This is a genomic window from Streptomyces sp. NPDC048411 (assembly GCF_040704695.1).
In the GTDB taxonomy this organism is placed as follows: Bacteria; Actinomycetota; Actinomycetes; order Streptomycetales; family Streptomycetaceae; genus Streptomyces.
This window is the reverse complement of sequence record NZ_JBEZKL010000015.1, coordinates 50,285-76,584: the sequence shown is the minus strand read 5'-3', so window position 1 is coordinate 76,584 and position 26,300 is coordinate 50,285. Positions and strand designations below refer to the sequence as shown.

General features: G+C 71.7%; 23 protein-coding genes and 2 pseudogenes. 10 read left to right on the top strand and 15 right to left on the bottom strand.

The window, feature by feature from the left end:
- Positions 1-46 precede the first annotated feature (46 nt).
- Together AB0915_RS08690 and AB0915_RS08685 are read left to right on the top strand one after the other, a co-directional pair.
- Positions 47-1,027, top strand: a complete 981-nt coding sequence (locus AB0915_RS08690) for a pseudouridine-5'-phosphate glycosidase (protein WP_366690379.1) — start codon at positions 47-49, stop codon at positions 1,025-1,027.
- Positions 1,024-1,920, top strand: a complete 897-nt coding sequence (locus tag AB0915_RS08685; protein ID WP_366690378.1) for a PfkB family carbohydrate kinase — start codon at positions 1,024-1,026, stop codon at positions 1,918-1,920. The genes AB0915_RS08690 and AB0915_RS08685 overlap by 4 nt, the downstream gene beginning before the upstream one ends.
- Position 1,921: 1 nt before the next feature.
- Here AB0915_RS08685 and AB0915_RS08680 read toward each other — a convergent pair whose 3' ends face one another.
- From AB0915_RS08680 to AB0915_RS08670, 3 genes and pseudogenes are all read right to left on the bottom strand, one after another.
- Complete coding sequence (locus AB0915_RS08680) at positions 1,922-2,569, bottom strand: uridine kinase (protein WP_366690377.1); 648 nt, start codon at positions 2,567-2,569, stop codon at positions 1,922-1,924.
- Between the two features lie 304 nt (positions 2,570-2,873).
- Complete coding sequence (locus tag AB0915_RS08675; RefSeq protein ID WP_366690394.1) at positions 2,874-3,362, bottom strand: cupin domain-containing protein; 489 nt, start codon at positions 3,360-3,362, stop codon at positions 2,874-2,876.
- A gap of 185 nt (positions 3,363-3,547) precedes the next feature.
- Positions 3,548-3,865, bottom strand: a pseudogene (locus AB0915_RS08670) (transcriptional regulator); the annotation flags it as partial.
- 2,079 nt (positions 3,866-5,944) lie between these two features.
- Between AB0915_RS08670 and AB0915_RS08665 the strand changes: the two are divergent.
- The 3 genes and pseudogenes from AB0915_RS08665 to AB0915_RS08655 form a co-directional block, all read left to right on the top strand.
- Positions 5,945-6,238, top strand: a pseudogene (locus tag AB0915_RS08665) (aminotransferase class I/II-fold pyridoxal phosphate-dependent enzyme); the annotation flags it as partial.
- Positions 6,235-6,888, top strand: a complete 654-nt coding sequence (locus AB0915_RS08660; RefSeq protein ID WP_366690376.1) for a peptidase — start codon at positions 6,235-6,237, stop codon at positions 6,886-6,888. The pseudogene AB0915_RS08665 and the gene AB0915_RS08660, both read left to right, overlap by 4 nt.
- Positions 6,889-6,918: 30 nt before the next feature.
- Positions 6,919-7,518 (top strand): hypothetical protein, encoded by a 600-nt coding sequence (locus tag AB0915_RS08655; RefSeq protein ID WP_366690375.1) that lies wholly within the window; start codon positions 6,919-6,921, stop codon positions 7,516-7,518.
- A 92-nt stretch (positions 7,519-7,610) separates the two neighbouring features.
- On the opposite strand, the gene AB0915_RS08650 is transcribed toward AB0915_RS08655, so the two are convergent.
- Positions 7,611-8,021: a RidA family protein gene (locus tag AB0915_RS08650; protein ID WP_366690374.1), complete on the bottom strand. Its 411-nt coding sequence runs from the start codon at positions 8,019-8,021 to the stop codon at positions 7,611-7,613.
- Positions 8,022-8,084: 63 nt separating this feature from the next.
- The gene (locus tag AB0915_RS08645) at positions 8,085-8,633 is read right to left on the bottom strand and encodes an HXXEE domain-containing protein (protein WP_366690373.1); all 549 of its coding nucleotides are present in this window, start codon (positions 8,631-8,633) and stop codon (positions 8,085-8,087) included.
- A 79-nt stretch (positions 8,634-8,712) separates the two neighbouring features.
- Between AB0915_RS08645 and AB0915_RS08640 the strand changes: the two genes are divergently transcribed.
- Positions 8,713-9,294, top strand: coding sequence for a TetR/AcrR family transcriptional regulator (locus tag AB0915_RS08640; RefSeq protein ID WP_366690372.1), 582 nt, complete (start codon positions 8,713-8,715; stop codon positions 9,292-9,294).
- A 72-nt stretch (positions 9,295-9,366) separates the two neighbouring features.
- Here AB0915_RS08640 and AB0915_RS08635 read toward each other — a convergent pair whose 3' ends face one another.
- From AB0915_RS08635 to AB0915_RS08625, 3 genes are all read right to left on the bottom strand, one after another.
- Positions 9,367-10,659 carry an SWIM zinc finger family protein gene (locus AB0915_RS08635; protein WP_366690371.1) on the bottom strand — a complete coding sequence of 431 codons (1,293 nt, stop codon included), beginning with the start codon at positions 10,657-10,659 and terminating at the stop codon, positions 9,367-9,369.
- Entirely contained in the window at positions 10,656-13,568 is a 2,913-nt protein-coding gene (locus AB0915_RS08630) for a DEAD/DEAH box helicase (protein ID WP_366690370.1), read from the bottom strand. The genes AB0915_RS08635 and AB0915_RS08630 overlap by 4 nt, the downstream gene beginning before the upstream one ends.
- 99 nt (positions 13,569-13,667) lie before the next feature.
- Positions 13,668-14,594, bottom strand: a complete 927-nt coding sequence (locus AB0915_RS08625) for a slipin family protein (protein ID WP_366690369.1) — start codon at positions 14,592-14,594, stop codon at positions 13,668-13,670.
- Positions 14,595-14,799: 205 nt separating this feature from the next.
- On the opposite strand from AB0915_RS08625, the gene AB0915_RS08620 reads away from it, so the two are divergent.
- Positions 14,800-15,144 carry a hypothetical protein gene (locus AB0915_RS08620; RefSeq protein WP_366690368.1) on the top strand — a complete coding sequence of 115 codons (345 nt, stop codon included), beginning with the start codon at positions 14,800-14,802 and terminating at the stop codon, positions 15,142-15,144.
- A 100-nt stretch (positions 15,145-15,244) separates the two neighbouring features.
- Here the strand turns inward: AB0915_RS08620 and AB0915_RS08615 are convergent, their stop codons facing one another.
- From AB0915_RS08615 to AB0915_RS08605, 3 genes are all read right to left on the bottom strand, one after another.
- Positions 15,245-15,688, bottom strand: coding sequence for a DoxX family protein (locus tag AB0915_RS08615; protein ID WP_366690367.1), 444 nt, complete (start codon positions 15,686-15,688; stop codon positions 15,245-15,247).
- Between the two features lie 155 nt (positions 15,689-15,843).
- On the bottom strand, positions 15,844-16,539 hold the full coding sequence (locus AB0915_RS08610) for a class I SAM-dependent methyltransferase (protein WP_366690366.1): 696 nt from the start codon (positions 16,537-16,539) through the stop codon (positions 15,844-15,846).
- Positions 16,540-16,622: 83 nt separating this feature from the next.
- A complete protein-coding gene (locus AB0915_RS08605; protein ID WP_366690365.1) occupies positions 16,623-17,741 on the bottom strand; it encodes an ADP-ribosylglycohydrolase family protein in 1,119 nt (372 codons plus the stop codon).
- 79 nt (positions 17,742-17,820) lie between these two features.
- On the opposite strand from AB0915_RS08605, the gene AB0915_RS08600 reads away from it, so the two are divergent.
- Complete coding sequence (locus tag AB0915_RS08600; RefSeq protein WP_366690364.1) at positions 17,821-18,099, top strand: DUF6343 family protein; 279 nt, start codon at positions 17,821-17,823, stop codon at positions 18,097-18,099.
- Positions 18,100-18,204: 105 nt separating this feature from the next.
- Here the strand turns inward: AB0915_RS08600 and AB0915_RS08595 are convergent, their stop codons facing one another.
- The 4 genes from AB0915_RS08595 to rpsA form a co-directional block, all read right to left on the bottom strand.
- The gene (locus AB0915_RS08595) at positions 18,205-18,573 is read right to left on the bottom strand and encodes a tetratricopeptide repeat protein (protein ID WP_366690363.1); all 369 of its coding nucleotides are present in this window, start codon (positions 18,571-18,573) and stop codon (positions 18,205-18,207) included.
- A 91-nt stretch (positions 18,574-18,664) separates the two neighbouring features.
- On the bottom strand, positions 18,665-19,279 hold the full coding sequence (gene coaE, locus AB0915_RS08590; protein WP_366690362.1) for a dephospho-CoA kinase: 615 nt from the start codon (positions 19,277-19,279) through the stop codon (positions 18,665-18,667).
- Positions 19,280-19,343: 64 nt separating this feature from the next.
- Positions 19,344-20,282, bottom strand: a complete 939-nt coding sequence (locus AB0915_RS08585) for a PAC2 family protein (RefSeq protein ID WP_366690361.1) — start codon at positions 20,280-20,282, stop codon at positions 19,344-19,346.
- Positions 20,283-20,500: 218 nt separating this feature from the next.
- Positions 20,501-22,006: a 30S ribosomal protein S1 gene (rpsA, locus tag AB0915_RS08580; RefSeq protein WP_366690360.1), complete on the bottom strand. Its 1,506-nt coding sequence runs from the start codon at positions 22,004-22,006 to the stop codon at positions 20,501-20,503.
- 397 nt (positions 22,007-22,403) lie between these two features.
- On the opposite strand from rpsA, the gene AB0915_RS08575 reads away from it, so the two are divergent.
- Entirely contained in the window at positions 22,404-23,216 is an 813-nt protein-coding gene (locus AB0915_RS08575; protein WP_366690359.1) for a class I SAM-dependent methyltransferase, read from the top strand.
- Between the two features lie 524 nt (positions 23,217-23,740).
- Entirely contained in the window at positions 23,741-26,251 is a 2,511-nt protein-coding gene (hrpB, locus tag AB0915_RS08570) for an ATP-dependent helicase HrpB (protein WP_366690358.1), read from the top strand.
- Positions 26,252-26,300 lie beyond the last annotated feature (49 nt).

Below are 26,300 nucleotides of genomic sequence, written 5' to 3'. Positions count from 1 at the left end.
CCCGGGACACGTTTGAGGTCGGACCACCCGCGACAGGGATGTGGACATGTCACCGAACGCGCCGCAGCGCGCCCACCCGTACACACCGGCCCTCTCCAACGAGGTACGGGAAGCCCTCGCCGCGCACCGCCCCGTCGTGGCACTGGAGTCGACGATCATCGCGCACGGTCTGCCGCGACCCCGGAATCTACGGGTCGCGGAAGAGCTGGAAGAGCTCGTACGGTCCGCGGGGGCCGTCCCCGCGACCATCGCCGTACTGGACGGAAGGGCCCATGTCGGCCTGGACAAATCCGAGTTGGAGCGGGTCGCCGGGGATCCCACGATGCGGAAGCTCGGGCACCGGGACCTTGCTCCGGCGCTGGCGGCGGGAGCGAGCGGGGCGACGACCGTGTCCGCGACGGCGTTCCTCGCGGCCCGCGCGGGGCTGCGCGTCTTCGCGACGGGCGGCCTCGGCGGTGTGCACCGGGAGTGGACCGAGACCCAGGACGAGTCCGCGGATCTCCGGCTGCTCGCACGGACCGACATCACCGTGGTGTGCGCGGGCGTGAAGTCGATCCTGGACGTCCCCGCGACGCTGCAGCGCCTGGAGACACTCGGGGTCGGAGTGCTCGGCTACCGCACGGAGCACTTCCCCGGCTTCTATCTCAGCAGTTCGGGGGAGCCGGTGGACTGGACGGTGCGCACGCCCGAGGAGGTCGCGGAAGTGATGCGGGCCGGGGACACGCTCGGCGGTCCCCCCGCGGCGCTGATCGTCGCCAACCCCGTACCGCAGAAGGACCAGCTGGATCCCGCGCTGCACGACCGCGTACTGGCGGAGGCGCTGGACGCGTGCCGCAAGCGCGGCACCGTGGGCCAGGCCGTCACACCCTTCCTGCTCGACCATCTGAAGCGGCAGACCGAAGGGGCGTCACTGGAGGCCAACGTGGCGGCGGTGCGCGGAAACGTATCGCTTGCGGCGCGGATCGCCATCGCCTGGGCCACGATCGACGAGGGACCGCTGGAGCGGGACCCGGCAGGATCCCAGTGACCGGCGGCGGCCTTCTCGTCGTCGGGGACGTGGTCACGGATGTGGTGGCCCGGCATGTCTCGCCACTCGTCCACGGCACGGACACGGCGGCCCGGATCAGCACGCTGCCGGGCGGGGCCGGCGCCAATGCCGCCTGCTGGGCGGCACGTTCGGGCTGCCGGGACGTACGTCTGGTGGCGCGGGTCGGCGCGGACTCCGCGGCCTGGCACGAGGATGCGCTGCGGCGGGCGGGGGTGCGTCCTCTGCTGGTGGTGGACGACGGCGCGCCGACCGCCACCGTCGTCGCGCTCGTCGACTCCGCGGCCGAACGCACCTTCCTCACCGACAGCGGCGCCGTGTTGCGCCTCTCCCCCGCCGACTGGTCGCCGTCGCTGCTCGACGGCATCGCGCATCTGCATCTCTCCGGCTATCTCCTCTTCGCCGCGACGAGCCGCGCGACGGCCCTGCTCGCCCTGCGGGAGGCCCGGCGGCGGCACATCCCGGCGAGCGTGGATCCAGCCTCCGCGGGCTTCCTCACCGAACTCGGCGCCGACACGTTCCTGACAGCCGTGGAGGGAGCGGAGCTGCTGCTGCCGAACGCGGACGAGGCCCGGCTGCTCACCGGACTCCCCGAACCGGCTGACGCCGCCGCCAAGCTGAGCCTGATGTTCCCTCAGGTCATCGTCACCCTGGGCGAGGAGGGCGCCCTGCTCGCCGCCGGAGGGACGGTGACCGGACGCGTACCGGCCGTTCCGGTGCGCGCAGCGGTGGACTCCACCGGGGCGGGCGACGCGTTCACCGGAGGGTTCCTCGCGGCGCGGCTGGCGGGGGCGGACGAGGCCACGGCCGCAGCGGCGGGCTGCCGGTCAGGGGCCGAGGCGGTCGCAACGGTCGGCGGCCGGCCCGGCGGCTGATCTACCCGCCCCTGGGCAACCCGGTCCAGGCGGGGTGGAGCGGATCGTCGGCCCGGACGACCGCGTCCGCACGCCCGGCGGGCTCCACCTCCTCCTCGTACCGCGCGAACGCGGGCAGAGTCCACCGCTCGCTCTCCTCGGTGCGCCGCCGCAGCGCACCCGGCGAGAGCCTCAGATGGAGACTCAGGTCGAACGGGAACCAGTGCCCGAGCAGCAACGGCCCGTGCATCACCAGCACGCCGCCCTCAGGAAGGTGCTGATACGGGCTGCGGGTGGCCCGGTCCGTCACCGGGTCCCACAGATCGGGCAGCACCCGCCCGCTGCCGCCCAGCTCCAGCGGCCCGAAGACCTCACGCCAGAGAGCTCCCGTGTCGAACCAGCTGTCGACGTACGAGTCGGGGTCCCGCTTGCCGTACTCGTAGCGCAGGCTCGCGGGGCGCAGGAATCCCTCGGTGGACACGACGAGCACGGCTCGGCCAAGGATCCTCAGCTCCTGCGCGACACGCTCGGCCGGCCGGCCGGTGCGGGCGGCCGGAGCGCCGTCGATGCCGACCTTGAGCCACGGTCCGCCGTCGGACGGCTTCAGCCCGTCGGCGTACGCGGCAACGGTTTCGGCCAGCCGTTCCCAGGTGATCGCTTCGAATCGCACCCGACCATCATCGCCCCGGTGTCGGCGCGTCGGCGTCGGCCGTCCCACCAGCGGGTTGCCTCGTCATCGCCGGGCGGGGGCGGCATGCCTTCCCTCTGGTCCGGAGCGGGAGCCGGGGCACCCTGCGCCGAGCGCCCGCACCAAGTGCTGCGCGAGGGCCGCACGGCGCGCCGGGAGGAGACCGCCCGTGCTCGCCCTGTCCTACGCCTCCGGCCCCTCCCCGTCCATGGCCCTTCGCCCCTGTCCTCGTGCGGGGAGACGCTCGCCGGGCCGGCGTCGTCGCGGGCGGGCGTCACGCGCTACGTCACTTCTGCGCGCCGCAGTCCACCGCTTCGGCGTCGTCGGAGAGTGCGCTTCCCTCGGGCAGCAGATAAGTCACCCAGAGCACGACCGGCTCGGTGCCCAGATTCCGTCCGATGTGGCGGTGCTCAGACCCGGACGGTTCGATGAACGAGGTACCCGCAGGCGTCACTTCGACCGAGCAGTCGTCCAGTGTGCGCGTCAGCGTCCCCGACTTGACGACGGCGATCAGCTGGCCGCTGTGGGTGTGCCAACCGGTGGAGCCGCCCGGCTCCAGGGTGATCGTCCGGAAGGTCACATCCGTACGGCCCTTCGGCGTTTTCACCTTCAGTTTGCCGACCGATGTGCCCTTCGCGACGATCGTGCCGCTCACCCCGCTGCCGGGCGTGGCAAGTGCCGCCGACGGCACGAAGCCGAGCGCCGCCACACAGCCGCCGATGACCAGGGTCTTCCCCACTCGCCCCTGCGGCCCTGACTGTCCCTCCCATTCCAGCTGTTCCTGCTGCCCCTGCCGTCTGCCGATCCTCACCCGAATTCCCTCCGCCTCGGTGCCCCGGACATCCCAAATAACCCGACGCTACCCGGGAGTTGATCCTCGGAATCACCCGGACGCAGCGGTCTTCGAGAAGGCCGCCACGAAGGTCCTCACCAAGGTCGCCGCGATGGCCCTCGCGATGGTCACGCGCCGCGCAGCTCAGCGGCCAGCGCCCCCTCGCCCGTGACCTCGATGCGTCCGCCCTTCACGGCCTCGGCGAGCGTGAATTCACCTCGCCCGAGCGCGAGACAGACCTCGTCGTCGAGCACGATCCGGGCGTCCGCGTGAGCGGCCGGCCCGTCCCCGTACACCCCCATACCGTCGGCCGGTCCACTCGATCCGCCCACGCGCACGTGGAACTCCCCCTCATCGAGGCGGACTTCGACGACTCCCGCGTGGGTCAACCCGTCCAGCGCGCGCAGCAGCGGCAGCGCGAACCAGTGCGCCCGCACCGCAGTCGTGTGTGCGTGCGTAACTCGGATGCTGGTTCGCTCGTTGATGTGGTCGTCGGGCTGGAACGCTGGAGGGGGTGAGGGGTGTGCGGCGGAGGATCATGCTGGGTGAGGGTGAGGTGCAGCAGGTCGCTGCCGCGTGTGCCCGCGCGTTCCGGGGTGTCGACACCGTGACCGGACAGGCGTTGCCGGAGACGGAGTTGGTGGAGCGGGTGCGATGGCTGGCCTCGCTGGTGGAGGGCTTGGCGTCGGGTGTGGTGCGGGGGCACTGGAGCGGGCCGGATCTGGCCCGGTTGGCGTCCGGGGTGGAGGCGGCCGGGGTATCGTTGCCGTCGCAGGCGTGGATGGCGCTACGACGTCTGGGCTGGCGGACAAAGACGCCTGCGGGTGTACGTCCCCGATCGGGTGGGGCGGATCGCGGAAGAGCAGGCGGGGCGGGTGCTGCGCTCGGCCTGGTGGCGGGCCCAGGTCGTGGACGCGGTCCTGGTCACCTGGCCCGCCGACCCCGTGCGGCGGACCGAAGCGGAGTGGGAGGCGTTGCGAGCCGCGCTGCCCGACGGCGGAAGCGGGGCCGTGGCGTCTGTACTGCGGGCCCGCACGAAACAGATCGCGGACTTCCGCCGTGTGCGTGGCCGGTTCCCGGCCGGGGTGACGGAACTGGAGCCGACGCCCGGGGTGGGTGGGCAGGTGGTACTCGCGGCGGTGGACCGGCAGCTCGCCACCCTGACCCGCTGCCCCGAAGACCCGCATCGGTACGCGGCGTTGACGGTGAAACTGCCCGTCCGGCCCGACCCGGCCTCCCGTAAGGACTGGCACGAGGTACACGTCCGGTTCCGGCTGCCCGACCACATACCCGCCCACGCCGCACTGTGCGCACCCACCCTCCGCGTCCGCGAGAGCCGCCTCCTGCTCGACGTCCCGTACGCGGTCAGTGTGCCGAAGCCCGCGAGGACGGGGCATCGGGTGGCGGTCGCGTTCGACTGGGGCCTGAACACCCTGCTGACCGGCGGCACCCTCCGCCTCACCGACGAACCCCAGCCCCGCGCCCTGACGGACGGACAGCCCCGGTTCCTGCGGGTGAACGGCGCCCTCGCCAAGGCCGACCGGCTCCGCCTTAACGGGGAGCGGATCAGCGCACGCATCGACCGCCTCCAGACCCTTGTCAACTCCCGCCGCGCCCGCGGGCTCCGCCCGGACCCGTGGGTGGTGGCGAAGCTCGCCGTCCTGGAACAGGAACGCGTACGGGTGGCCAGTCGGCGGTCCCGGCTGAACGCGGGCCTGGCCCGGGCTGCAGCCCGGTTCATGGTCGATCACGCCGTGGCGGCCGGGGCGACGGTGATCTACCTGGAGGACCTGCGGGACATGGAGGCCCGCGGCAAGGGCCGCACCCTCAACCTCCGGCTCTCCCAGACAGTCCGCGGCCAGATCGTCACCCACACCCGCCACCAGGCCGCAGCCTCCAGGATCGCCGTGGTGATCGTCCCGCCCCGGGGCACCTCCAAGTACTGCCCGCGCTGCCTGACCGCGTTCCGCCACCACAAGGCGCCCGACGACCGCACATCGGGGTGGGCGTGGGCCACCTGCCCGAACCCCGCGTGCGGGTACAGCACGGGACGGGACAACGCCGCCTGGCAGCGGATCGGCGCCCGCGGGCTGTCCCACCAGACCAAGACCAGCCCCGACCGCACCAGTAGCACCCTCGTGGTGCGCAGCGTGGTCGCGGCTCTGGACCGTCCGGTCCAGTACCAGAGGGCGGACCGCACCAAGAGCGGTCCCACCCTGAGAAGACGCCCGGTGCCCGGGAAGCGGCACCAGGCCCCCGCCCCACCCGCGTCCACACCGGGAGGAAAGCGTCCGGCGGGGCGGCACCCCACGCACCCGACCCACCGCACCCAGCGGCGACGACGGCAGCAGGAACCGACCACGATCGGCACCCCCGCCCGGCACCAGCCGGACGGGGCACGACTCGGGGCAGGCTTCCACCGCCACGCCCACACCACCCCCACCCGGGGACAACCGAGTCATCTCCCGGCGATCCCGCAACACCAGGATCACCCAGGAAACCCAAGCCAATCTGAGACGCTGTACGAGCAGCGCAACCGGGCCTGGGAGAAGCTCAACGAGATCCCCGGAGTATCGTGCGTGAAGCCGAAGGGCGCGCTGTACGCGTTCCCGCGCATCGACCCGAAGGTGCATCGAATCGTCGACGACGAGAAGTTCGTCCTCGATCTGCTGCTGCGGGAGAAGGTCCAGGTGGTTCAGGGCACGGGCTTCAATTGGCCGCGTCCCGACCACTTCCGGATCCTGGCCCTCCCGTACGCTGACGATCTCGACGCGGCGATCAGCCGCATCGGCCGCTTCCTGAACGGATACCGCCAGTGACCTGCCCCGCCTGCCGGTTCGCCGTTCATACGCAGTTCGCCTCGCCCGAACTCGTGGGACCGATCGTCGAAGGCGGACTCGATCCGGCCACCGACCCGGGCTGGGCGGACTCGGGGGCAGGGTCGCCCGCCGAGTACGCGCGCTGGGCAGGTCACTTGTGCGGTGTGACCTGTCTGCGCATGGCGCTCGGTGCCGGCGCCCCGCCGCTGTTCGCCCTGCGTGACGGAGCGCTTGAGTACGGCGCGTACACGGAGGATGCCGAGGGGGCGATCCGAGGTCTGGTCTACGCGCCCTTCGCACAGTACGTGCGGGAAGTGCACGGCCTCGATGCCACCGTCCACCGCCACTTGTCGACGGACGGGATCGTGGCCCTGCTGGACGAGGGGCGGACGGTGATGGCGTCGGTGCACTACGCGATCCGGCATCCGGATCAGCCCGCTCCGGGGCGGGGCGGCCATCTGGTGCTGCTGACGTCCCGCACGCCGGACGGCAAGGGAGTCCATTTCCACAACCCGTCGGGCACGACGGCCACGACGCGGGCCGCGGAACTCCCCCTGCCCGACTTCGAGCGGTTCTTCGCGGGGCGCGGGGTATCGCTCGCCAACGGCGCGCGACGGGGGCCACGGACGGAAGCGGACCCGGGGGCGTAGCCGGCCAATGCAGTTGCTTTTGAGCTGCGGATGGCGCTGCCGAGGCCCCACGTGTGGGAACGGCCCCGGGACGTCTCCTTCGCCCTCGACGTGCTCGCTCGGGAACAGCCCCTTGGTCCGGTCGGTGTGGCGGGTTTCTCCCTCGGCGGCTATACGGCAGTGGCACTTGCGGGAGCCCGTGTCGATCCGCACATCCTGTGGGCGGTGCTGACGGGGGCGATCCCGTTGCCAGAGATTCCCGAGTTCCCCGGCGCGCTGGAGGCGCTGCGGAAGAAGTACCCGCTGGACGAGTCGTCACGACGTGCGCTGGACGCCGCCGCAGCAGACCTCTCGGATCCCCGAGTGCGGGCGGTCTTCCAGGTGGCCCCCGGAGTCGGTGGTCTCGTGACCCCGGAGAGCCTGGCAACCGTGCAGGTGCCGGTGGGCATCCGCTGGGGTGGAGCGGACACGGTCAACCCGTACGACGTCGACACCAGGCCGTACCTGGAGTACATCCCTACAGCGAGTGGCCGCTCGGCCGGACCCGACGTTCGCCACGACGACTTCTTCACGCCGGAACCTGCCGACCCGGCTGTCCGTGTTCGGGTCGGCAGGGAGGCGGCCGCCTTCTTCCAGCAGCACCTTGGCTGAGCCCTCGACGGACACGACGTCGGCGTGGAGCTCAGGGTTACCCGATGCCGGGTTTTCGGGGCACCGGCCCGAGCCATGGGGCGCAGCGGAATTCAGCCGGGCAGTGCCGCGCTGAGGTCGACCTCGATCAGCTGTCCGTGGAAGCCGAGCCGCGCGACGCCGAGCAGCGTGCTCGCGGTGGTGAACGCGGGCCCGATGACCGAGCCGGTGAGCCGGCGCCAGGCGGCTCCAAGGTCAATGACGTCGTCGCTGACCACGTAGATGACCGACCGGACGACCCGGGAGGGCTCGGCGCCCACAGCCGCCAGGGCGACGAGCGCATTGGCCGCCACCTGATCGATCTGGGCGTCCAGGTCGCCCGGTCCCACCAGCGCGCCGGAACGGTCGAGCGGACACTGCCCGGCCAGGTACGCGGTCCGGCCCGCCTCCACCACAGTGATGTGGTGATAGCCCGGTGTGGGGTGCAGCTGGTCCGGATTGATCCGGCTGATCTCCGCAGTCATGCAGATGAGTCTGACGGCCCGGGTCACTGGGCGCACCGGGATTTCGGCGGGCCCGCAGGCCGCTCATGCAGCCGTACGGGCCCCGCGCCCGTGCGGCCGATTGAGCCGGCGCGCCAGCCCGTGCACTCCCGCAACGGCCACCGGGAAGAACGCCAGCGCCGCAGCCGCCGTACCGACGCCGCCGCTCTCGATATCGGCCGCCTTCAACCGCCGCAGGGCCCACAGCGAGTACGGGATGACAACGGTCGGCGCCGTGGCAACCCCCGGTGTGTAGCCGCGGTACGCCACTGCCTGCGCCATGTGCACGACGCCGTGCAGCCCGAATCCGACCAGTACGGTCCGGAAGAACGGGCTGCGACCGCCGGTGCGCGCCCCGTCCGCCGACGCCGCCGCCATGACTGTGCCCATGAGGCCGATGGCGGCATTGACATCCCGCCGCGAGAGCTCCATTCGCGCCCAGACCCGTTCGGGCACTCTCGGGAATCGCTTCTGGAGCCGCGGCCGGGCGGACCACGCCCAGCCGGCCATGGTGGCCAGCTCCTCCAGATCGTTGGCCACCCAGGCGGCGAACAGCCCCCAGGTCACCGCCCTGGAAACCTCGGTCTCCGCCATACCAGCCCCCAGCGTCGCAGTACGATGACAGCACCTTACAACACAACGCAACGTTGCGTTGCTTTTCTCTGGAGTGCCCATGGCCGCCGATCAGACCGTGAACCGCCGCCCGGGCAAGGGCCCTCGTGCCGCCGAAGCGATCTTCGACACCACACTGCGCCATCTCGCGGAACGCGGATACGCCCGTCTCACCATAGAGGCCGTCGCTCAGGACTCCGGGGTCAACAAGACGACGATCTACCGTTGGTGGCCCTCGAAACCGGCGCTGCTGCGGGCGGCCATGCTCCACGCCCGGGTCCTCGACTTCGACATCCCCGATGCGGGCAGTCTCCGCGGTGACCTGATCGCCCTCACCGAACAGATCGTCGGCCTGCTCACCGACGAGCGTACGGAACCGGTCGCCCGCGCCATGACCGCGGGCACCGGCCTGCCGGACGACGAACTCGCCGCGCTCACCCGCGACTTCTTCGCCGACCGGTTCTCCCGCGAGCAGCCGGTCTTCGCCCGCGCCATCGCCCGTGGTGAGCTCCCGAAGGACGCCGACCCGATGCTGCTGATGGACCTGATCGCGGGGGCGGTCTGGATGCGGGTGCTGCTCCGCCGCGAACCGGTACCGCCGGACTTCGCCCACGATGTCGTCGATGCCGTGCTGCCTCGCTGAGTGCGGCCCCGGTGCTGTCTTGGTCTGCCTGCGCAGCTGACAGACAGCCAGGGAGTCCGGGCGGAGCCGGTGTCAGCGGCCGAGCAGAGCCATGAGTGCGCCCACCGGGTCGGTGTCCGGCATCGCGCGAGGCCACCAGTCGTCCTTGTCCCGGTCCGATTCGTAGCCGTACCAACGGCCGTCGTGCCCGAAGCGGAGCTGAAGGGTGCCGCCGGGGTGGGTGAGGCGGTTGCGCCAGGGGTGGAATCGGGGGAAGTCGGTGGCTGCGAGCGCGGGGCGGGCCCGGTCGAAGGGACCGGCCGGGGGGTCCCAGGGAGTCTCCAGGACGTCCAGCCCTTCGGCGCCGCCCTGGCGCCAGGCGGCGACGGCGCGGGCCAGGTCGGTGGTGGTGCGGCCGGTGGCGTAGGCGAGCTCGCGGTAGAGGGCGCGGGTGGTGGCGGTGAGCCCGGCGGTGGGGCGGGCGGCGGCCAGCCGGACGGCGTCCTGCCAGGGGGTGAGCCCGGCGAGCGGATCATGTCCGGTGGTGAGGATCGTGAGCGCGCGGGCCGCCGCGTCGGTGGCGAGGTGGTCGAGGGCGAGCGGGTCGCGGGCGCCGGGCAGTTCAGGATACGAGGGCGGCTGGCCGGGATCCGCGGGTTCCGGGAGCGGGGAGGGCAGCGGCGGCAGGAATCGGTCGGTGAACGCGTCACGCGCCGGCACAGAGGGGGTGGCGGCGACCGCGGGCCGTTCCCGGGCGGAGTGCGCGGCGTTGCGCCGGCCCAGTTCCTCGACGAGTTCGCGCTCGCCCCGGCCGCGCAGCAGCAGCAGGACGAACGGGTCGGTGTCGAGCAGGCGGGCCATCTGGTAGCAGAGGGCGGCGACGTGCTTGCAGGGCCAGCCGTGATCGGGGCAGGAGCAGCTCGGGTCGAGGTCGTCCGCGGCGGGCAGCAGTCCGACGCCGGCCTCGGCCGCCGTGTCGACCAGTCCGTGCGGCATCTCCTTGGCGCGCAGCGCGGAGAGATGGCCGGGCCGCTCGGCGACGGCGTCGAGGAAGGTGTCCCAGCCGGTGTCGGTGAGGGTCCGCAGCCGCAGTTCGGTCCGGTACGGGCGGGGGCGGCTGCCCTGGACGTAGGCGACGACGCGGCCGGGAGTCACGGTGATCGCGGCGACATGGCCACTGTCGGCGTACGCACGGCCGCGGGCGAGGCGTCCCTCGTCCATCGACAGGGACTCCAGCGCCGCCACCCAGGACCGGCCCCACCAGCTGTCCGCGAACGGTGCGTCGCCGTCGGACGTGCGGGGCGGCACGGCGTCGAAGGTGCGCCTCAGGTCGTCGGGGCCCGGGCGGGCGCGGACATACGACGCGGGCCGGGAGCGGGGGCTCATGACGGCCCCCGGAGCGAGACGAGATCGGCGAGGTCACGGTCGCTGAGTTCGGTCAGCGCGGTCTCTCCGGTGCCGAGCACCGCGTCGGCCAGGGCCTGCTTGGCCGCCAGCATCTCGCCGATCCGGTCCTCGACGGTGCCCTCCGCGATCAGCCGGTGCACCTGGACGGGCTGGGTCTGGCCGATGCGGTACGCGCGGTCGGTGGCCTGCTCCTCGACCGCCGGGTTCCACCAGCGGTCGTAGTGGATGACATGGGCGGCGCGGGTGAGGTTCAGTCCGGTGCCCGCCGCCTTGAGCGAGAGCAGGAAGACGGGTACCTCGCCGGACTGGAAGCGGTCCACCATCCGTTCCCGTTCGTCCACCGGCGTACCGCCGTGCAGGAGCTGGGACGGGACGGCGCGCGAGGCGAGGTGGGCGGAGAGGATCCGGGCCATCGTCACGTACTGGGTGAAGATCAGCACGGAGCCGTCCTCGGCGAGGATCGTGTCGAGGAGTTCGTCCAGCAGCGCGAGCTTGCCGGAGCGGCCGATGAGGCGGGTCGGCTCCTCCTTCAGGTACTGCGCGGGGTGGTTGCAGATCTGCTTGAGCGAGGCCAGCAGCTTCATGATCAGTCCGCGGCGGGCGATGCCTTCGGAGGCCTCGATGAACGCCATGGTCTCGCGTACCGCCGCCTCGTACAGCGTGGCCTGTTCGCGGGTGAGGAAGACGGGGTGGTCGGTCTCCGTCTTGGGCGGCAGCTCCGGGGCGATGCCCGGATCGGACTTCTTGCGGCGCAGCAGGAACGGCCTGACCAGCCGGGAGAGACGCTCGATCGCTTCTTCGTTCCCGAGTCCTGCCGCGGTGCCGGTGTTCTCGACGATCCGGGCGTGCCGGGCACGGAACGCCTTGAGAGGGCCGAGCAGCCCGGGGGTGGTCCAGTCGAGGAGGGCCCAGAGCTCGGAGAGGTTGTTCTCCACGGGGGTGCCGGTGAGGGCGATCCTGGCCGGGGCCGGGATGGTGCGCAGCGCCTTCGCGGTGGACGAGTGCGGATTCTTCACGTGCTGTGCCTCGTCGGCGACGACAAGTCCCCAGCTGTGCTGGGCGAGTTCGGCGGCGCTGGACCGCATCGTTCCGTACGTGGTGAGGACGAAGCCGTCGTCGGGGTCGTCGAGCGTGCGGTCGGTGCCGTGGAAGCGGCGGACGGGAACACCCGGGGCGAAGCGGTTGATCTCCCGGTGCCAGTTGCCCAGGAGGGAGGCGGGGCAGATCACCAGGGTGGGTGCGGGGTGCCTGCGGCGCAGATGCAGGGCGATGACGGTGATGGTCTTGCCGAGTCCCATGTCGTCGGCGAGGCAGCCGCCGAGGCCGAGCGATGTCATCCGGTCGAGCCAGGCCAGGCCGCGCAGTTGGTAGTCGCGGAGCGTGGCCTCCAGCCCGGGCGGCGACTCGATGGTGGCGTCGTCGGCGAGGATGCGGGTGCGGAGTCCGGCGAGGGCACCGGCGGGCACCGCCTCGACCTGTTCACCGTCCACCTCCGCGCTGCCGGTCAGCGCGACGGCGAGGGCGTCCACCGGGTCGAGCAGGCCGAGCTCACGCTTGCGTGCCTTGCGTACGAGCGCGGGGTCGACGACGACCCACTGGTCCCGCAGGCGCACCACTGGACGGTGGGCCTCCGCGAGGATGTCCATCTCCCGCTCGGTGAGCTGCTCGTCGCCCAGCGACAGCTGCCAGTTGAAGGAGAAGAGCTGCTCGGCGTCGAAGAACGAGGTGCCGTCGGTGGCCGAGCCGGGCGCGGGCCGTACGACGGCGGCGGCCGTGAGGGAGCGGACGAGTTCGCGCGGCCAGTGGACGCTCACGCCTGCCGCCGCCAGCCGCGCCCCGGCGTCGCTCAGCAGCTCGTACAGCTCGTCCTCGGTGAGGGCGAGCACGTCGGGGACGGGCTGGTCCAGCAGCCGTTCAAGCGGCGCCCAGGCCCGGGCGGCGCGGCGCAGTGCGAGCACGGCGTCGATCCTGGCCCGCGGCCCGAACGGTTCGCCACCACCGCCGTCCCACAGAGCGGCGGCGTCGATGACGTACGTCGGGTCGGCCAGGCTGTGCACCTGCGTGATCGCCGCGGCGGCATGCCGCGCGGGGTCGCGGTGGATGTCCGCGGCGTCCTCGGTGGAATCGTCGGCGTCGGGGCCGCCGTATGTGTCGGCGGTGTCGAAGAGTTCGTACGCCGACAGGTCGAGCCGGAGCGACACCCGCACCCCCGCGTCCAGACCGGCAGCGACCTCGGCGGCCCAGTCGCGGGCGCGGGGCAGATGCTGGGCCTCGCGGGCCGCGAAAGGGGCGCCCATCGCGTACGCCGCCGCGGGTGTCCGGGGCAGGGTGTCGGCGACCGCGTCGAGGAACGCACCGAGCAGCGACTCGGGGTCCGGGAGCTGAAGCGGTGCGCGGTCCGGGAGCGGGACGGCATGTGCCTCGGGCGGCATGGCCGCGGCGATCGCGCGCAGATGGGCGATGTCCTCGGCGTCGCGCGGACCAGCCCGCCAGGCGTCGTGGTCCTCGGCCGTCAGACCGGGGACCAGCCGGCCGCGCGCCACCAGGTTGAGCCCATGGAGTGCGGCCGCTCCCCAGCAGCGGGCGGCCGGATGAGCGGACTGCCGGTGCCGGGCACGGACCAGCAGCGGCAGGGCGTCGGCGACGGGCAGCAGGACGGCGGGCACCGCGCGGACACGGACTTCGCCCTGCTCCCCGTGGCGTTGCACGACGGTGATCTCGGCGCCTTCGGCCGGCCCGGCCTCCGGAAGCGGACCGTCGTCCGGCTCCCAGAAGGCGACTCGCCCGTCCCTCGGCAGCGAGGCGGGCAGGAAGACGGCAGCGCACCGCAGAAAGCGAGCCGTGGCCGCGTCCTGCGCGTCCTGTTGCACACGTCCTGCCGAGGTCATCGCTCCCCTCCCGTCCCGCGCTCGATCGTCTGATCTCACTGACTCCGCGAGTCTAGGCGGGGGGTCTGACAACCGGTCCTCGGCCGGCATTCGCTCAGGTCAGTGCCTGGCGAGTGGCTTCGGGCGGGCGACCCGCGTGGGCCCGGAGGCCGCCGGCGCGGCGGCAGGTGCAGGCGGAGGCGGAGGCGCGGCCGCAGGCACCACGGGCGGCACCTGTTGCGGCTCCGGCTGCGGTTGTTGCTGCGGTTGCTGCTGCAGCTGTCCGGGCTGCTGCGCCCGCTCCAGGAAGCGAAGCAGTTCCACCGGGAACGGCAGCACCAGTGTGGAGTTCTTCTCCGCCGCGACCGCGACCACGGTCTGCAGCAGTCGCAGCTGCAGCGCGGCCGGCTGGGCGGACATCATGCCGGCCGCTTCGGCCAGTTTCTTCGATGCCTGCAGCTCCGCGTCCGCATTGATGACCCGCGCGCGCCGCTCGCGGTCGGCCTCGGCCTGGCGCGCCATGGAGCGCTTCATCGTCTCCGGCAGCGATACGTCCTTGATCTCCACCCGGTCGATCTGGACGCCCCAGCCCACCGCGGGACTGTCGATCATGAGCTCCAGTCCCTGGTTCAGCTTCTCCCGGTTGGACAGCAGGTCGTCGAGGTCACTCTTGCCGATGATCGACCGCAGGGATGTCTGCGCCATCTGCGACACCGCGAACCGGTAGTCCTCGACCTCCACGACCGCGCTCGCGGCGTCGACCACCTTGAAGTAGATGACCGCATCCACCCGCACCGTCACGTTGTCCCTCGTGATGCCGTCCTGTGCGGGCACGGGCATCGTGACGATCTGCATATTGACCTTCCGCATATGCTCGACGCCGGGAAGGATCATGGTGAATCCGGGGCCGCGCACATCGTTGCGCAGCCTGCCGAGCCGCAGTACGACGCCCCGTTCGTACTGCTTCACGATCCGCGCAGCGGCCAACGCGTAGACCACACCCACGGACGCCGTCGCCGCTATCGCGACCACCAGTTCTTCGACCATGACGGACCCCTGAAAGCCGGAAACACCTTATTTGCGCCGCTATTATCACGTTATGCCCATTAAGTACACCGGGCGAACCTCGACCCACGCGATGATCACCCGGCAGGCCCTGCACCGGATGCCGGCGCGGCCGGGAGCGGGCAGGGTGACCATCGTCAGCACCTGATGTACGGACGAGCCGGACGAGACAGACGAGGACCCGCCCATGCCCTTGATCGATCAACGACGCCGCCGTCTCGGCATCGCAGCCGGGACCGCGCTGCTGACCCTCACCGTCGCCGGCTGTTCCGGTCTCGGTCGCACCGCGGTCGGGCCGGTCACCTACGTCACCGAGCGGAATGCCGTGATCATGTTGAACAGCCCCTTGGTGAAGGGCTGCCACCGGCTCTTCCCGGGTGCCAAAGCAGTGCGTAACGGGACCCTGATCGACATCATCCTGTACCGGACACAGGACTGCACGGGCCCGGGGACGACGTACCTCGCCACCACGTTCACCGATGTGAACGCAGCGACTTCCCTCCCCTGGCGCAGCTTCAGCACGGTCCACTGACCGCGGTGGCGGCGAGCCGCCGCAGCCCGGCACCGAGGCGCATCCGCGGGACGCTGTTCGGTGCCGGGCTGCGGCGGTGCACGTACGGAGGCCGCTCGCCCTATGCACGCCTGCGGATGAGCGCGACCAGCCGTGCCGTTCTGTCCCGCTGCTCCCGGGCGATCAGGACGACCAGCCCGATGAGCAGTGCGGGCATGATCGCGTTCACCGGGTCGAGCAGCGTCAGTTGGACGATGGAGGCGCCGGCCAGCAGTCCGGCGAAGGCCATCGCCGCGACGCCGGACAGCAGGGGTACCAGCAGGGCGATGGCACCTGCCATCTCCAGGGCGCCGATGAGGTACATCGCACCATGGCTCCAGCCCATGCGGTCGAAGGACTCGACCGCGGTTTCATGGGCGATCAGCTTGGCGAACGCGCTGAAGGCGAAGAACAGGGCGAGTACAACCCGCGCGACGGCCAGCGCGACCGCACCGCGGCTGCGTGCCGTGTTCTCCGTCGTGGCGTCAGTGGTCGTCGCGTTCGTCGCCGTCTTGATCTCGGACATCGGGGTCTCCTCGAAGAAGCGTCGCGTGGTGTCGCGTACACAGGGGTAGACCCCACCGCCGTCCGAAACTCATCGCTCCTCCCCCGCCTGGGCTCTTTCGTTCGGATCAGGCCGGATCAGACCCCGCGAGCCCGGCATGATCCAAACGAGAGGCCCTACATGGGCAGGGCCCGCACCCACACCCCGTCAGCCGTGAGATACCGGTCCACGGTCAGTCCCGCCGCCTCCAGATGCCCCTCGAACTGTTCCTTCGTCAGCCGGCGCGACAGAAAGGTCTGGGTCCATCGCGCATCGTCGAAGACGTACTCCGCGCGCACCGCATGCACCTCGTCGCCGACGGGGTCCGCCGAGACGATCCGTACGGTGCAGCCGGACGCGTCGACACGCTCCCGCGGCAGATCGGTGTGATAATCGATGCCCTCACGCTGCAGCAGTACGACGCCACCCTCCCTGACGTGCCGTCGGCAGACGCGCAGCATTCCGTCGCGCACCCGGTGTTCGCTCGCATGCACCAGGAACGACGCCAGCATCACCACGTCGAAGGTCTCGTCGCCGAGGTCGAGGGACTCGATGGGGCTCTGCACCGTACGCACGCCCCGTACGTGTTCCAGCATCTCCGGCGACTCGTCCACGGCCGTGACCTCGAAGCCACGCTCGACCAGCGCATGGGTCACGCGACCCGCCCCGCAGCCGAGTTCGAGAATGCTCGCACCGGCGGGTACCGCAGCCTCGATCACATCCGGTTCGCCGCCGACGGAAAGCCGTCTGTACAGCTCGACCGCGCAACCGTCCGGAGTGATCGAGCCGGGTCCCGTCCCCGAATATCCCTCACGCACCCGTCGTCCGCTCATATGCACCCGAACGAACGGCCGTTGGGTGCGGTTCCCGGCACACGGCGCCCTCCCGCGCCGGGCTCCTCGCCGCCCGGTGTCCGTCAGCACTCCGGATAGCGCTCCTGCGGCCACCCCACCGCCTGCTCGAACTCCAGGCACAGATCATCCGCCAGCTCGGTGATCACGGTCCGTCCCTCCGTCAGCACGAGCCAGGAAGCAGGGAGTTGCACGTCACCGTGGCGGGCGCCGAGCAGGTTGCCGCAGACCGAGCCGGTGGAGTCGCTGTCGCCCGAGTGGTTGACCGAGAGCAACAGCGACTCCGCCACCTCGTCGGCGCCGGGCAGCACCAGGGCGCAGTACACGGCGATGGCGAGGGCCTCCTCGGCCACCCAGCCCGCCCCCAGCGACTCCACCTTCTCGGCGGTCGGCGCCCCCTGCGCGGCCAGGTCGACGGCCGCGCGCAGCGCCGCCGTCGTCTCCTCGTGCCCCGGGTGGCGCGCCAGCATCTCCATGGCGCGCAGCACGGCGCCCGCCATCGAATCGCCCTCCAGCAGATGGGCGATGATCGCGGCGAGGGCCCCGGCGGCGAACGCACCGGTCGGATGCCCATGGGTGATCTGGGCGCAGCGGGCGGCGAGCGCGAAGCCGGTCGCCGCACCCTCGCCGATCAGGCCGAAGGGCGCGGACCGCATCACCGTGCCACATCCCTTGGACCCGGTGTTGACCGGACCCGGCAGGCCGATCGGTCCCGTCGGGTCGGGGATGTGGCCGGCCGCGAGTCCGGTGAGGCAGGCGTTGCCGGGGGCCCGGCGGGCATACAGGAAGCGCTGCTGCCGCAGCCACCCGGTCCGTACGAGGTCGTCCCCGTCGCGGGCGGGCGGTGCCGGATGGTTCTGGGTGTCGAGCCAGCGCAGATAGGCGTTGCGGACCATGGCGGTCTCGGCGCCGCCCATCCCCTTCGACATGGCCCGGGAGTGCGCCCTGATCAGCCCTTCCGCGGTGAACAAGGTCATCTGCGTGTCGTCGGTGACCCGGCCGACGACCCCGTCCCCGTCCGCGACGGGTTCCCGGACGCCCTGCTCCCCGTATGCCCGGCGGATACCGGAGAGCGACAGGAATTCCACCGGGTTTCCCAGGGCGTCCCCGATCGCGCCGCCGAGCAGCGACCCGCGGACCCGGGCCCGGCGGGTGGCGCTGTGCCCCCATGGTGTGCCGTTCACGGACGGTCCCCCACATTCTGTCGTCGTCGTTACTCGAAACCGCCGTCGCGGGTCCATCCTGGGAGGAGAGGCGATCACCATGCGTACCGGCAATGAACCGATGACCGCACGTAGCCCGCTGCGCCTGCGGCTGTGCCTGAGTCTATGGGGCATGGCCTGGGCGGTATTCGGCCTGACAGCCTTCAGCCTGGTCGGCCGCCCGGGTTGGGCCGCGGCCTGCGGTCTGCTCCTGCTGCTGACGCTGGTGGATCTGGCAGTGATCGTCCACCACATCCATCAGGGCCCGCACTACCAGCCGGGCCGCAACATCCCCCCGTACGAACCGGACCACGGTGGACGCGGCCGGTACGGGCACTGAGCTCCGAGTCCCGGCGCGGGGCTCAGTCGTCAGGGACAGGAATCAGGGGCGGGTCAGCTAGGGCCTGTTCTGAGAGCCGTGATCCTCGTGGACGGGACCGTGGCGTCAGCCGTCCGTGCCGAAGCGGGCCGCCCGCAGATATTCCGGGTTCGGGTCGAGTGCGGCGGCCAGCCGGAAGTGACGCACGGCCTGTTCCGAACGGCCGGAGCGCTGGAAGGTACGGGCCAGCGCGAAGTGCGCGAACGCGTTGTCCGGCTCGCGCTCCAGAACGAGTTCGAATTCCAGCTCGGCCGGGCGCAGTTGGGCGGCAGCGAAGAAGGCGCGTGCGCGCAGCAGACGGGCGGCCGTGTTCTCCGGATGGGCCGCGATCACCGAGTCCAGCAATTTGACCGCGCCCCGCGGGTCGCGCGCGGCCAGCAGGCGTTCGGCCGCGCGGAAGTCGATGACATGGGTTTCCGGGGTCCTCTCGGGCACGGTCGCATCCTTCCCTTCGTCAACCCGTTTCCAACGTCCGGCCGGGTGCCGGTATTCCGGCCGGTGGACCGGCCCGCGGCGGCCCGCCGTGTCAGTCCCGTCCGGAGACGGCGGCGGCCCGCTGCGTCAGTTCCGCCCAGACCTTGCGGACCTGTGGCTCCAGCGCCTCCAGCGGTCCGTCGTTGTCGACGATCAGATCGGCGACGGACCGTCGCTGCTCGCGGGTGGCCTGGGCGGCCATCCGGGCGCGGGCCTCGGCCTCCGTCATGCCGCGCAGCCGTACGAGCCGGTCGAGCTGGGTCCCTGGGGCGGCATCCACGACGACGACCAGGTCGTAGAGCGGGGCGAGTCCGTTCTCGGCGAGGAGGGGGACGTCGTGGACGACGACGGAGTCGGGGCCCGCCGCCCGCTCCAGTTCGGCGGAGCGGGCGCGGACCAGCGGGTGGACGATCGCGTTGAGCGTGGCAAGCCGGTCGGCGTCGGAGAAGACGAGGGAGCCGAGCTTCGGCCGGTCCAGGGTGCCATCGGCGGTGAGGATGCCGTCGCCGAAGGCCTCGACGACGGCCGCGAGTCCGGGGGTTCCGGGCTCGACGACCTCGCGCGCGATCCGGTCGGCGTCGATCAGCACCGCTCCGTACGAGACGAGCAGCCGTGACACTTCGCTCTTGCCGGCGCCGATTCCGCCGGTCAGGCCCACTTTCAGCATGGTCGAGAGAGTAGCGCCGCCTCCGCGCGCCGTCATGGCCCGGTCACGCCGTCCGGGCCGGCGGTCAGCCGTCGCCCTCCCGCTCGGCGAGGAACCGTTCGAATTCGAGGCCGATCTCGTCGGCGGACGGCAGGTCGACCGGTTCCGCGACCAGGTTGCCGCGCGTCTCGGCGCCCGCGAGCGCGTCGTACTGGTGCTCAAGCCCCTCGACGAGCGAGACGAGCTCCTCGTCTCCCTGGTCGATCTGGCGGTCGATCTCCGTCTGCGTGCGGTGGGCCTCCGTGCGCAGGGAGTGCGCGATGGCCGGCAGAACCAGGCCGGTCGCGGCCGTGATCGCCTCCAGTGCGGTGAGCGCGGCGTCCGGGTACGCGGAGCGGGCGACGTAGTGCGGCACATGGGCGGCGACGCCGAGGACGTCGTGTCCGGCCTCCATCAGCCGGTACTCCACCAGTGCCTCGGCGGAGCCGGGGACCTGTGCCTCGTCGAAGGGGCTGCGGTGGCCGGGCATCAGGTCCGTGCGGTTGCCGTGCGGCGTGATGCCGACCGGCCGGGTGTGCGGGACGCCCATCGGGATGCCGTGGAAGTTGACGGCGAGACGCACCCCCAGCCGCTCGACGATCTGCTCGACGGCGGAGGCGAACCTCTCCCACTCCACGTCCGGCTCGGGCCCGGAGAGCAGCAGGAAGGGTGCCCCGGTGGCGTCCTGGACCACCCGGACGTCCAGCGTCGGGGTCTCGTACGCCGCCCAGCGGTCACGCCGGAAGGTCAGCAGCGGGCGCCGTGCCCGGTAGTCGACGAGCCGGTCGTGGTCGAAGCGGGCCACGACCTGGTGCGGCAGTGTCTCGAGGAGGCCGTCCACGATCTGCTCGCCGGTCTCACCCGCGTCGATGTACCCCTCGAAGTGGTAGAGCATGACCAGGCCGGCCGACTCCTGGGCGAGCGCCATGTCGACGACGGCCAGGCCCTTCGGCTCCCATTCGTACAAACTCTGCGGATCAGGCACGGTTACCGCTCCTCCTCGTATTCCTGGGGAAGAACGCCCGGCGGAACACAGGCATTCCCGGCCTGTGCCCTTTCACAGGGTGGTTACGCCAGAACGCGCCTGTGCAGTGCGGTGACCGCCTTCCGCCCGGCCGCGGAAACGAGTGAGGCCCGCTCCCCGAAGGGAGCGGGCCTCACTGTCAACTACTGCAGCCGATGACCGGCCGGAGGGTCAGAGCGTCAGCTCTGGCCGCCCGCCAGCTTCTCGCGCAGGGCAGCCAGGGCCTCGTCCGACGCCAGGGCGCCGGACGTGTCCGCGGACTCCGAGGAGTACGAGCCGCCGGCGCCGGAGGCAGCCGGGGCACCACCGGCCGGGGCGGCAGCGCCCTCGGCAGCAGCGGCCTCGTCGGCCTCGCGGGACTTGATGACCTGGGCGCGGTGCTGCTCGAAGCGCTCCTGCGCCTCGGCGTACTGCGTCTCCCACGCCTCGCGCTGGGTCTCGTAGCCCTCGAGCCAGTCGTTGGTCTCGGGGTCGAAGCCCTCGGGGTAGATGTAGTTGCCCTGGTCGTCGTAGGACGCGGCCATGCCGTACAGGGTCGGGTCGAACTCGACCGAGGCGGCGTCGGCGCCGAACGCCTCGTTGGCCTGCTTCAGCGAGAGGCTGATGCGACGGCGCTCGAGGTCGATGTCGATGACCTTGACGAAGATCTCGTCGTTGACCTGGACAACCTGCTCCGGGATCTCCACGTGGCGCTCGGCCAGCTCGGAGATGTGGACCAGACCCTCGATGCCCTCGTCGACGCGCACGAACGCACCGAACGGAACGAGCTTCGTGACCTTACCGGGAACGACCTGTCCGATCTGGTGCGTACGGGCGAACTGCTGCCACGGGTCTTCCTGCGTCGCCTTGAGCGACAGCGAGACGCGCTCGCGGTCCATGTCGACGTCGAGAACCTCGACGGTGACTTCCTGGCCGACCTCGACAACCTCGGAGGGGTGGTCGATGTGCTTCCAGGACAGCTCGGAGACGTGCACGAGACCGTCGACGCCACCGAGGTCCACGAAGGCACCGAAGTTGACGATCGAGGACACGACGCCGGAGCGGACCTGACCCTTCTGCAGGGTCGTGAGGAAGGTCTGACGGACCTCGCTCTGGGTCTGCTCGAGCCAGGCACGGCGGGACAGGACCACGTTGTTGCGGTTCTTGTCCAGCTCGATGATCTTGGCCTCGAGCTCCTTGCCCACGTAGGGCTGGAGGTCGCGGACACGACGCATCTCGACGAGCGACGCCGGGAGGAAGCCGCGGAGGCCGATGTCGAGGATGAGGCCACCCTTGACGACCTCGATGACGGTACCGGTGACGATGCCGTCCTCTTCCTTGATCTTCTCGATGGTGCCCCAGGCACGCTCGTACTGAGCGCGCTTCTTCGAGAGGATCAGGCGGCCTTCCTTGTCCTCCTTCTGGAGAACCAGGGCCTCGATCTCGTCGCCGACCTTGACGACCTCGTTCGGGTCGACGTCGTGCTTGATCGAGAGCTCGCGGCTCGGGATGACACCTTCGGTCTTGTAACCGATGTCGAGGAGAACCTCGTCCCGGTCAACCTTGACGATGACACCGTCAACGATGTCGCCGTCGTTGAAGTACTTGATCGTCTCGTCGATCGCCGCGAGGAACGCGTCCGCGTCGCCGATGTCGTTGACCGCAACCTGCGGAGTGGTGGCGGTGGTCTCGGTGCTGCTCGTCATGTGGGAAAGGGCTCCGGTACGGACAGTGAGTCGTAGGTACTGCTACGCCGAGAGCCCGTATCGCCTCTGCAGAAGCCGGACAGCCGAGGAAGCACCCGACCCGGTGAGCGGGAGGCGCCTCGTGAACCGAGGGGACATGCAACAGACGCAAGCGCGGCCTGCTAGGTCTGAGGCGCGCAGGCTCGCAGCGCAACTTGTAGCATACGGGGGCAGCCGGGCAGGGTCAATGCGCGAAGGCGCACACGGGGGACACAAGGGCCCATACCCGGCACAATTCCTGTTCCCCGAGGCCACATCGGTTCCGGCCGTGTTGCGTGAGTACGGTTCCGTACTCAGGGGTACCCCCAGGTACGTACCGCGTGCGGCGGGGTGAAGGCAAACTACAACGACGGACACGATGAGCCAAGAGATCTACACCACCGAACCGGAAGCGACCCGCCGCAGCGCCGGCGAAGCGGAGAGCAGCCGGGCAAGTCGCGGCTGGTGGGACCGGAACGCCGACGAGTACCAGAGCGACCACGGCGCCTTTCTCGGCGACGACCGATTCGTCTGGGGCCCGGAGGGCCTCGACGAGGCCGAGGCCGGCCTGCTCGGCCCCGCGGAGTCGCTGAGCGGCCTGGACATCCTGGAGATCGGGGCGGGCGCGGCGCAGTGCTCGCGCTGGCTGGCCGCCCAGGGTGCCCGTGCCGTCGCCCTCGACCTCTCCCACCGCCAGCTCCAGCACGCGCTGCGGATCGGCGACGAGGTGCCCCTGGTGGAGGCGGACGCCGGGAAGCTGCCGTTCCGGAACGGCTCCTTCGACCTGGCCTGCTCCGCCTACGGCGCGGTGCCGTTCGTCGCCGACCCCGTACAGGTCTTCCGCGAGGTGCACCGGGTGCTGCGCCCGGGGGGCCGCTGGGTCTTCTCGGTGACGCATCCGATCCGCTGGGCGTTCCCGGACGAGCCCGGGCCCGAGGGCCTGTCCGTCGCCGCCTCCTACTTCGACCGCACCCCGTACGTCGAGCAGGACGAGCAGGGCAACGCCGTGTACGTCGAGCACCACCGGACCGTGGGCGACCGGGTGCGGGACGTGGTGGCCGGCGGGTTCCGTCTGGTCGACCTGGTCGAGCCGGAGTGGCCCGCCTGGAACCACCAGGAGTGGGGCGGCTGGTCCCCGCTGCGCGGAAACCTGATCCCGGGCACGGCGATCTTCGTCTGCGTACGGGACTGACGGCCTCCCCGCGACAGGGAGTGGATCAGCGAGCGGCGTCGTGCGGCTTCGACGGCAAGGCGGAGGGCGGAGTCGACGCGGAGGGGGTCCCCCCATGCCTTTCGGGCTATGGGGGAGTCGCTGACCGACGACAACGCCGAAGAGGGCCCCCTGCTCGAGCGAAGCCGAGAGCTCGGGGGAGCAGTCGCAGGGCGTCGGGAGCCCACTCCCTGCCGCGGGGGAGGCCGTGAGCTCCGGCCGGCACGGCTGAGAGCCTGTCGGGTGACCTCTGATCGGGCGGCCACGCCCTGGCACGCACGCTTCCCGCGTTGCCGAAAGGCCCTAGTAGCTCCTTCCCCGAGCTCTCAGCTTCGTTCGAGCAGGGGAGACCACATCCGAGGACCTTCCAGCGCCTGGGAATCGCACGCACCAGACCGCGTCCGCTTTCCGATCGAAAGTCACCCGACAGGCTCTGAGCCCTGGTCGTGCGCGACCGGCCGCTCCCGCCGTACGGGCCCTGGCACCCGTCGTACGACACTGGGGGCGTGATCCGTACCGACGCCCTCGACCGGCTGCCCGTCCGTACCGCCGTGCCCGCGCTCCGGCAGGCGCTCGACGACCGGGGCGTCGCGGTGCTCTGCGCACCGCCCGGCACCGGCAAGACGACGCTGGTCCCGCTGGTCCTCGCCGGCCTGGTCGGCGACGGCCCCGCGCGCCGCGTGATGGTTGCCGAACCGCGCCGGATCGCGGCCCGCGCGGCGGCGCGGCGCATGGCGTGGCTCCTCGGGGAGCAGACCGGGGAGCGGGTGGGGTTCACGGTCCGCGGGGAGCGTGTGGTGGGGCGCGACACGGTGGTGGAGGTGGTGACCACCGGTGTGCTCCTGCAACGGCTCCAGCGCGACCAGGAGCTCGCCGGGGTCGATGCGGTGATCATCGACGAGTGTCATGAACGGCATCTGGACGCGGACACGGTCGCCGCCTTCCTCCTCGACGTACGGGAGGCGATCCGGCCCGATCTGCGGCTGGTCGCCGCTTCGGCGACCACGGACGCACAGGGGTGGGCGCGGCTGCTCGGCGATGCGCCGGTGGTCGAGGCGCAGGGCGTGTCGCACCCGGTGGAGGTGGTGTGGGCGCCGCCGGTGAGGCCGGTCGGGCCGCCGCACGGGATGCGGGTCGACCCGGCGCTGCTGACGCATGTCGCCTCGGTGGTGCGCCGGGCGCTCGCCGAGCGGGACGGCGACGTGCTCTGCTTCCTGCCCGGGGTCGGGGAGATCGGCCGGGTGGCGGGACAGCTGGCGGGGGTGCCCGCGGAGGTCTTGCAGGTGCACGGGCGGGCACCGGCGGCGGTGCAGGACGCGGTGCTGGCGGGCTCGTCCGAGGGGCGCCGGGTGGTGCTGGCGACCTCCGTCGCGGAGTCGTCGCTGACAGTGCCGGGGGTGCGGATCGTCGTCGACTCGGGCCTGGCCAGGGAGCCGCGTACCGATCATGCCCGCGGACTGAGTGCGCTGACGACCGTGCGGGCCTCGCAGGCCACCGGGAGGCAGCGGGCGGGCAGGGCGGGGCGTGAGGCGCCGGGCGCGGTGTACCGGTGCTGGGAACAGGCGGAGGACGGGCGGCTCGCCCGGTTCCCGTCACCGGAGATCAAGGTGGCCGATCTGGCGGCGTTCGCCCTGCAGGCGGCCTGCTGGGGCGATCCGGACGCGTCGGGTCTTGCGCTGCTCGACCCACCGCCCGCCGGTGCGATGGGGGCGGCGCGCGAGGTCCTGACAGCCGTCGGCGCGGTGGGCGCGGCCGGCCGGGTGACCGACCGGGGCGTACGGATGTCACGGCTCGGCCTGCATCCCCGGCTCGCCCGCGCGCTGCTGGACGGCGCGACCGAGGTGGGCGGGCGCCGGGCGGCGGAGGTGGTGGCGCTGCTGAGCGAGGAGCCGCCGCGGGAGTACGGGGACGACCTGGCGGTGGCGCTGCGTACCGCCCGGCGGGGCGGCGACGGCTACGCGGCGCGCTGGCGGCAGGAGGTACGGCGGCTGTCGTCGTCGCTGGAAGGCGCACGCGACGGTTCGGGCACGGGTTCCGGCACGGATGATGCCGCCGTCGGCCTGGTGGCCGCACTGGCGTTCCCGGAGCGGGTGGCGCGGGCCCGCGGCGAAGGAACGTTCCTGATGGCGTCGGGGACGGGCGCAGAGCTGCGGGACGGATCGCGGCTGCGCAGCGCACCCTGGCTGGCCGTCGCGGTCGCTGACCGCCCGGCGCACGCGGCGTCCGCACGGGTGCGGCTCGCAGCCGTCATCGACGAGGACACGGCGCGGCAGGCCGCCGGGCATCTGCGGTTCGCGGGCGAGGAGGTCAGGTGGGACGGCCAGGACGTGGTGGCCCGCTCCGTGGAACGCCTGGGCGCTGTCGAACTGTCCGTGCGCGCGCTGAATCAGCCGGCCTCCGCGCTGGTGCGGGCAGCGCTCGTCGACGGGTTGCGGCGCGAGGGGCTCGGCCTGCTGCGCTGGGCCCGGGAGACCGGGCAGCTGCGCGAACGGCTCACCTTCCTGCATCGGGAGCTGGGGGTCCCGTGGCCCGATGTGTCGGACGTCGCGCTGCTGTCGCGTACCGAGGAATGGCTGGAGCCCGAGCTGTCACGGGCCCGCCGCCGCTCCGACCTGGCCCGCATCGACGCCGGGCAGGCGTTGCGGCGGCTCCTGCCGTGGGCGACGGGCGAGGCGGCCCGGCTGGACGAGCTGGCGCCCGAGCGGATCGAGGTGCCGAGCGGGTCCCGGATCCGGGTCGAGTACGGCGGGGCGCAGCCCGTGCTCGCGGTGAAGCTCCAGGAGCTGTTCGGTCTCACCGAGACACCGGAGGTGGCCGGGGTGCCGGTCCTCGTACACCTGCTCTCCCCCGCCGGCCGCCCGGCGGCGGTCACCGCCGATCTGGCGTCGTTCTGGCAGGACGGCTACCGAGCGGTGCGGGCGGAGCTGCGCGGCCGCTATCCGAAGCATCCGTGGCCGGAGGACCCGACGACGATCGCGGCGACCCGGTACACCTCGGCGCGGCTCAGGCGGGACTAGGGCGTCCCGCCTGCCTGGCGGCGTCCGGCCCGCACGCTCGCCGCCTTGT

Bases quoted from the DNA above. Each gene is read 5' to 3' on its own strand.
- AB0915_RS08690 (WP_366690379.1), top strand. From the start codon at position 47: ATGTCACCGAACGCGCCGCAGCGCGCCCACCCGTACACACCGGCCCTC.
- AB0915_RS08655 (WP_366690375.1), top strand. From the start codon at position 6,919: ATGGCGCTGCCGAGGCCCCACGTGTGGGAACGGCCCCGGGACGTCTCC.
- AB0915_RS08650 (WP_366690374.1), bottom strand. From the start codon at position 8,021: ATGACTGCGGAGATCAGCCGGATCAATCCGGACCAGCTGCACCCCACA.
- AB0915_RS08645 (WP_366690373.1), bottom strand. From the start codon at position 8,633: ATGGCGGAGACCGAGGTTTCCAGGGCGGTGACCTGGGGGCTGTTCGCC.
- AB0915_RS08640 (WP_366690372.1), top strand. From the start codon at position 8,713: ATGGCCGCCGATCAGACCGTGAACCGCCGCCCGGGCAAGGGCCCTCGT.
- AB0915_RS08635 (WP_366690371.1), bottom strand. From the start codon at position 10,659: ATGAGCCCCCGCTCCCGGCCCGCGTCGTATGTCCGCGCCCGCCCGGGC.
- AB0915_RS08630 (WP_366690370.1), bottom strand. From the start codon at position 13,568: ATGACCTCGGCAGGACGTGTGCAACAGGACGCGCAGGACGCGGCCACG.
- AB0915_RS08625 (WP_366690369.1), bottom strand. From the start codon at position 14,594: ATGGTCGAAGAACTGGTGGTCGCGATAGCGGCGACGGCGTCCGTGGGT.
- AB0915_RS08620 (WP_366690368.1), top strand. From the start codon at position 14,800: ATGCCCTTGATCGATCAACGACGCCGCCGTCTCGGCATCGCAGCCGGG.
- AB0915_RS08615 (WP_366690367.1), bottom strand. From the start codon at position 15,688: ATGTCCGAGATCAAGACGGCGACGAACGCGACGACCACTGACGCCACG.
- AB0915_RS08610 (WP_366690366.1), bottom strand. From the start codon at position 16,539: ATGAGCGGACGACGGGTGCGTGAGGGATATTCGGGGACGGGACCCGGC.
- AB0915_RS08600 (WP_366690364.1), top strand. From the start codon at position 17,821: ATGCGTACCGGCAATGAACCGATGACCGCACGTAGCCCGCTGCGCCTG.
- coaE (WP_366690362.1), bottom strand. From the start codon at position 19,279: ATGCTGAAAGTGGGCCTGACCGGCGGAATCGGCGCCGGCAAGAGCGAA.
- rpsA (WP_366690360.1), bottom strand. From the start codon at position 22,006: ATGACGAGCAGCACCGAGACCACCGCCACCACTCCGCAGGTTGCGGTC.
- AB0915_RS08575 (WP_366690359.1), top strand. From the start codon at position 22,404: ATGAGCCAAGAGATCTACACCACCGAACCGGAAGCGACCCGCCGCAGC.